The sequence below is a fragment of the Dyella japonica DSM 16301 genome (assembly GCF_001010355.1).
In the GTDB taxonomy this organism is placed as follows: Bacteria; Pseudomonadota; Gammaproteobacteria; order Xanthomonadales; family Rhodanobacteraceae; genus Dyella; species Dyella japonica.
The window spans coordinates 1-5810 of sequence record NZ_JPLA01000081.1 but is presented as its reverse complement, the minus strand read 5'-3'; the positions used below and the strand labels follow the sequence as shown (position 1 = coordinate 5810).

At 64.4% G+C, this 5810-nt stretch carries 5 protein-coding genes; 2 read left to right on the top strand and 3 right to left on the bottom strand.

The features are described from left to right. Positions 1-29: 29 nt before the first annotated feature. From ettA to Y882_RS18200, 3 genes are all read right to left on the bottom strand, one after another. Positions 30-1691: an energy-dependent translational throttle protein EttA gene (gene ettA / locus Y882_RS18210; protein ID WP_046973378.1), complete on the bottom strand. Its 1662-nt coding sequence runs from the start codon at positions 1689-1691 to the stop codon at positions 30-32. A gap of 250 nt (positions 1692-1941) precedes the next feature. Next, positions 1942-2547, bottom strand: a complete 606-nt coding sequence (locus Y882_RS18205) for a TetR/AcrR family transcriptional regulator (protein ID WP_046973377.1) — start codon at positions 2545-2547, stop codon at positions 1942-1944. A gap of 1 nt (position 2548) precedes the next feature. Then, a complete protein-coding gene (locus Y882_RS18200) occupies positions 2549-3640 on the bottom strand; it encodes an alpha/beta hydrolase family protein (protein ID WP_046973376.1) in 1092 nt (363 codons plus the stop codon). A 143-nt stretch (positions 3641-3783) separates the two neighbouring features. Between Y882_RS18200 and glyA the strand changes: the two genes are divergently transcribed. Both glyA and nrdR read left to right on the top strand, forming a co-directional pair. Next, entirely contained in the window at positions 3784-5037 is a 1254-nt protein-coding gene (glyA, locus tag Y882_RS18195) for a serine hydroxymethyltransferase (protein ID WP_046973375.1), read from the top strand. A gap of 93 nt (positions 5038-5130) precedes the next feature. After that, positions 5131-5649 (top strand): transcriptional regulator NrdR, encoded by a 519-nt coding sequence (gene nrdR / locus Y882_RS18190; protein WP_046973374.1) that lies wholly within the window; start codon positions 5131-5133, stop codon positions 5647-5649. The last annotated feature ends 161 nt before the right edge of the window (positions 5650-5810 follow it).

The window sequence follows — 5810 nt, the reverse complement described above, 5'->3', positions numbered from 1 at the left end:
CCGGAGGGGAGAGGGAGCAGGAGCGTGTGTTACGCCAGCTTCTTGTACTTCACACGATGCGGGCCGGCAGCTTCGTCGCCGAGGCGGCGCTTCTTGTCGGCTTCGTATTCGTTGTAGTTGCCGGGGAAGAACTCCACGTGCGAGTCGCCTTCGAACGCGATGATGTGCGTGGCGATGCGATCGAGGAACCAGCGGTCATGCGAGATCACCATCGCGCAGCCCGGGAACTCCAGCATCGCGTCTTCCAGTGCACGCAGCGTCTCGACGTCCAGATCGTTGGACGGTTCGTCGAGCAGCAGCACGTTGCCGCCCTGCATCAGCGTCTTGGCCAGGTGCAGGCGACCGCGCTCACCGCCGGACAGGCTGCCCACCATCTTCTGCTGGTCGGTGCCCTTGAAGTTGAAGCGACCGATATAGGCACGCGACTGCAGCTCGTAACGGCCGATGGTGATGATGTCGGCGCCGTCGGAGACTTCCTGCCACACGTTCTTGTTCGGATCGAGGCTGTCGCGCGACTGGTCCACATAGGCCAGCTGCACGGTGTGACCGAGCTTCACTTCGCCGGAGTCCGGCTTTTCCTGGCCGGTGATCAGCTTGAACAGGGTCGACTTGCCGGCGCCGTTCGGGCCGATCACGCCGACGATGGCGCCCGGCGGAATCTTCATCGACAGATCGTCGATCAGCAGGCGATCGCCGAAGGACTTGGACACGTTCTTGAACTCGATCACTTCCTGGCCCAGGCGCTCGCCCGGCGGGATGTAGAGCTCGTTGGTTTCGTTGCGCTTCTGGTACTCGACCGAGTTGAGCTCTTCGAAGCGGTTGATACGCGCCTTGCCCTTGGACTGACGACCCTTGGCGGCCGAACGCACCCACTCCAGCTCGCGTGCGAGCGCCTTCTGGCGGCCCTTTTCGGCGGCTTCTTCGCGGGCCAGACGCTCGCTCTTCTGTTCCAGCCAGTCGGTGTAGTTGCCCTTCCACGGGATGCCGCGGCCGCGATCGAGTTCGAGAATCCACTCGGCGGCGTGCTCGAGGAAGTAGCGATCATGGGTGACCGCCACCACGGTACCCGGGTAGTTCTGCAGGAACTGCTCCAGCCAATCCACCGACTCAGCGTCCAAGTGGTTGGTCGGCTCGTCGAGCAGCAGCATGTCCGGCTTGGACAGCAGCAGGCGGCACAGCGCCACGCGGCGCTTTTCACCACCGGACAGCGGACCGATCTTGGCATCCCACGGCGGCAGGCGCAGCGCGTCGGCGGCCACTTCGAGCTGGCGCTCCAGGGCGTGCGCATCGTTCACGGCCAGGATGTTTTCCAGCTCCTGCTGTTCCTTGGCGAGCTTGTCGAAATCAGCGCCGTCTTCGCCGTAGGCCGCATAAACCTCTTCCAGGCGCTTCTGCGCATCGAGGATCACCGACACGCCTTCTTCGACCGCTTCGCGCACGGTCTTTTCCGGATCGAGCTGCGGCTCCTGCGCCAGATAACCGACCTTGATACCCGGCTGCGGGCGAGCTTCGCCCTGGAAGTCCGTGTCCACGCCGGCCATGATCTTCAGCACCGTCGACTTGCCCGCGCCGTTCAAGCCCAGCAGGCCGATCTTGGCGCCAGGGAAGAAGCTGAGCGAGATGTCCTTGATGATCTGGCGCTTCGGGGGAACGATCTTGCTGACCCCGTTCATGGTGTAGATGTATTGCATGGAACCTCCGGCGACGTGCACCCAGCCGGCCGCGAGGCCAGGCAGTGCGATCAGAGTGGGTGTAAACCACTCATTATAGCGGGTTTAGAGGGCGTCCCGGTGACGGCTCCGCTGCTCCCTTTGGGTCGGCCGGGGGCAGGGGAAGCGCCAAGCAACCGCACACCTGTGGGAGCGCACCTTGTGCGCGACAGCCACGCCGGGTGTACCGCTCCGTAGGTGTCGCGCACAGGGTGCGCTCCCACAGAAGTCTTCAGTGCACGGGTTTGGCGGCGTCAAACACCGCGCTGACGGTCCGCGTATGCAGCGAGGCGGCGTCGTAACCCGGCGGCAGCATGCCGGCGATCTCCAGCATCACCGCGCCGTGCAGCGAGGCCCAGATCTGATGGCCGATGATGGGGGCATCGGCGTCTGCTGCAATGGTTCCCTCGGCAATCATCACGTCCACATGCGCGGCAATGGTGGCCCACATGCGCTCATGCGCCTGGCGATAGGCCGGGTCGTCGCGGCGGGCTTCCGGGTACTCGAACATCAGCCGGTAGGTGGCGGTGTTTTCGCGGGCAAAGGCGATATAGGCATCGCGCACGGCGCGGCTGCGGGTGCGGCCGTCGCCGGGCGATTCCAGCGCCCGCTCCAGCGCCTCGGAAAAGCGGTTCAGGCCGCGTGTGCGCACGGCCGTGATGATCTCTTCCTTGTTACGGAAGTAGCGGTAGGGCGTCATGGTGCCCACGCCCAGCTCGCCGGCCAGACGCCGCAGGGTGACGGCCGCCGGGCCTTCTTCCACATAGATGCTGGCGGCCGCGTCGCACAGGCGCTCGCGGAACGCCTCGGTTTCCTGTTCGCTCAAGGCCTTGGGCACGTCAGGGCGCCTTCACGTCCAGCGTCTTGCGGAAGAACGCCAGCGCATCGGCGTTGACCTGCTCATGCACCTTGGCGCGATTGACGCCGGCTGGATCGGCGCACATCGGCGCAATCTCCTTGGCCAGCTCCGCGGAGCAGGGCGGCAGGAACACCCAATGATCGGCGCGCGGCACGACTTTCACTCCCGCCAGGGTTTTGATCAGCGGCTGGATATGCCGGGCGTTGGCTTCCGGCGGCAGCACCTTGTCGTTCTGGCCGTAGTAGAGGAAAACCGGGATGTGCACCTGGTCGAAGCCGTGTTCGTCGAAGATCAGGCTCATCGGCGCCATCGCAAAAGCCGCCTTTACCCGCGGATCGGCAGTGTCGCCGTACTTGCCCAGCTGGCCCTGCATGTCCTCGAGCACCTGCTCCATGGTCTTGCCCTGTTTGGCGGCCGCGGCCTTGAACTCCGCGGCGTGGCCGCAGACGTCCCGGTCGTGCGGATAACGCTGGCAGAAGGCCACGAAACGCACGAAGCGTGGCTTGGCGCCCGCCAGCATCAAGGCCGTGTAACCACCGGCGGAGAAGCCGGCCACGCCGATGCGGTTCGGATCGATCAGGGGTTTCCAGCGCGGATCATCGAGCAGGGTGGTGATGGCGGACTTCACCTGCACCGGCCGCCCGGCCAGCACCTCGATATGGCCGACCTGGCTGGTATCGCGAAAGTAGTCGCCTAGGTGGTTGAGCGTGGCGACCACGAAGCCGTGGCTGGCCAGATAAGACGCCAGGTCGTGATGGCCCAGGTCGCTGCCGCCGTTGCCGTGGGAGAGGACCACCAGCGGCTTGGCGCCGGGGATGGCAGGCGCGTCAGGGGTGGCCGCGACATCGTAGGGGCCGATCGCCGTGCTGCCGTGCGTCGGTTGCGACGAGGGGTAGAAGACATAGCCCTCGGTTGGCTTGCCGCTGACCGGATCGGGGATCTGGATGGCGGTGATGCCCACGCCGGTGACGTCGGACGCAACGGCGGCCAGCGGCAGCAGCAGGGCGATCAGGGCGAGGGCGGCGAGCTTGCGCAGCGGATGTAGCAGGGCACGGGACGGCTTGATCGGCATGGCGAGGTCCGTAGGCTGGGTTGCGTGCGGCGTACGGTACGCTGTACGCAATCAGGTCGCAAGTGACCCCAAGGTGGCCGCAATAGCACATCACAGCTACAATTTCGCGTTCTAGCCCTGCTTGCCACCCTCACGAGGTCAGGATGTTCCCGAAGCACGAGACGATCGCCGGTTACGACAATGAACTGGCCCAGGCCATGGCCGACGAAGCCCGCCGTCAGGAGGACCACGTCGAACTGATCGCTTCGGAGAACTACGCCAGTCCCCGCGTGATGGAAGCGCAGGGCAGCGTGCTCACCAACAAGTACGCCGAGGGTTACCCGGGCAAGCGCTACTACGGCGGCTGCGAATTCGTGGACGTGGCTGAAAAGCTCGCCATCGATCGCCTCAAGCAGCTGTTCGGCGCCAACTACGCCAACGTGCAGCCTCATTCGGGTTCGCAGGCCAACCAGGCCGTGTACCTGGCGTTGCTCAATCCAGGCGACACCATCCTGGGCATGAGTCTCGCGCACGGTGGTCACCTGACCCACGGCGCCAAGGTCAACGTCTCGGGCAAGCTGTTCCACGCCGTGCAGTACGGCGTCAACGAGCAGGGCCTGGTCGATTACGACGAAGTCGAGCGCCTCGCCGTCGAGCACAAGCCGAAGATGATCGTGGCCGGTTTCAGCGCCTACTCGCAGGTGATGGACTGGGCGCGCTTCCGCGCCATCGCCGACAAGGTGGGCGCGTATCTGTTCGTTGACATGGCGCACGTCGCCGGTCTGGTCGCTGCAGGCGTCTATCCGAACCCGCTGCCGCATGCGCACGTGGTCACCTCCACCACGCACAAGACGCTGCGCGGTCCGCGTGGCGGCATCATCGTCGCCAAGGACGCCGGCGAAGAGATCGAGAAGAAGCTGCAGTCGATCGTGTTCCCGGGCATCCAGGGCGGTCCGCTGATGCACGTGATCGCCGCCAAGGCGGTGGCCTTCAAGGAAGCGCTGGAGCCGGAATTCAAGGCTTACCAGACCCAGGTGGTGAAGAACGCCAAGGCCATGGCCAAGACCTTCATCGAGCGCGGCTACAAGATCGTGTCCGGCGGCACCGAGAACCACCTGATGCTGGTCGACCTGATCGGTCGCGACGTCACCGGCAAGGACGCCGAAGAAGCGCTGGGCAAGGCGCATATCACGGTCAACAAGAACGCCGTGCCGAACGACCCCCGCAAGCCGTTCGTCACCTCGGGCCTGCGCGTCGGTACGCCGGCCGTCACTACCCGCGGCTATCTGGAAGCGGACGTGGTCGAACTCACGCAGTGGATCTGCGACGTGCTCGATGCACCCAACGATGACGCCGTCATCGCCAAGGTGCGCGAGAAGGTCACGGCGCAGTGTCACAAGTTCCCGGTTTACGGCTGAGCCGTCACGAAGGATGAGGGCCGATAAGAAACGAGAAGTGAGCAGGGGCGCCTTTTCTCGTTTCTTCCTCCCTTCCAGGAATCCATAGAACCTATGCATTGCCCTTACTGCCAGCACGAAGACACTCGCGTGATCGATTCGCGCCTCACCGAAGACGGCGCCACCGTGCGCCGCCGACGCGAGTGTCCCAAATGCAGTGAACGCTTCAATACGTTCGAGACGGCCGAGCTCAAGCTGCCTTCCATCGTGAAGAGCGGCGAACGCCGCGAACCCTTCGACGAACACAAGCTGCGCGTGAGCTTCGAGCGCGCCCTGCAGAAGCGTCCGGTGCCCACCGATTCGGTGGACACCGCCGTGCGCGAAATCATCAACGACCTGCGCCGCTGCGGCGACCGCGAAGTGCCTTCGCGGCAGGTGGGTGAGCTGGTGATGCGCGAGCTGAAGAAGCTCGATCAGGTCGCGTATGTGCGCTTCGCTTCCGTCTATCGGAAGTTTGAGGATGTGCAGGCGTTTCGCGAGGAGATTGAGAAGTTGGAGCGGGATTTGCCGGAGTTGGAGGCGTTGCAGTTGTCGCTGCTCGGGGAGCAGGTGGCGCGCAGGAAGAAGTCCTGAGGGAATTTCCTTTTTTGGAGTCGTGATGGATCTAGGTTTTGGCTCCTGGCTCTTAGCTCTTAGCTCTTAGCTCTTAGTTCGTCATCCCTGCGCAGGCAGGGACCCAGTGACTTTGCGCCCGATTGTCGCGATACCGCGACTTGGCTCGCCTGCCGCGGGCT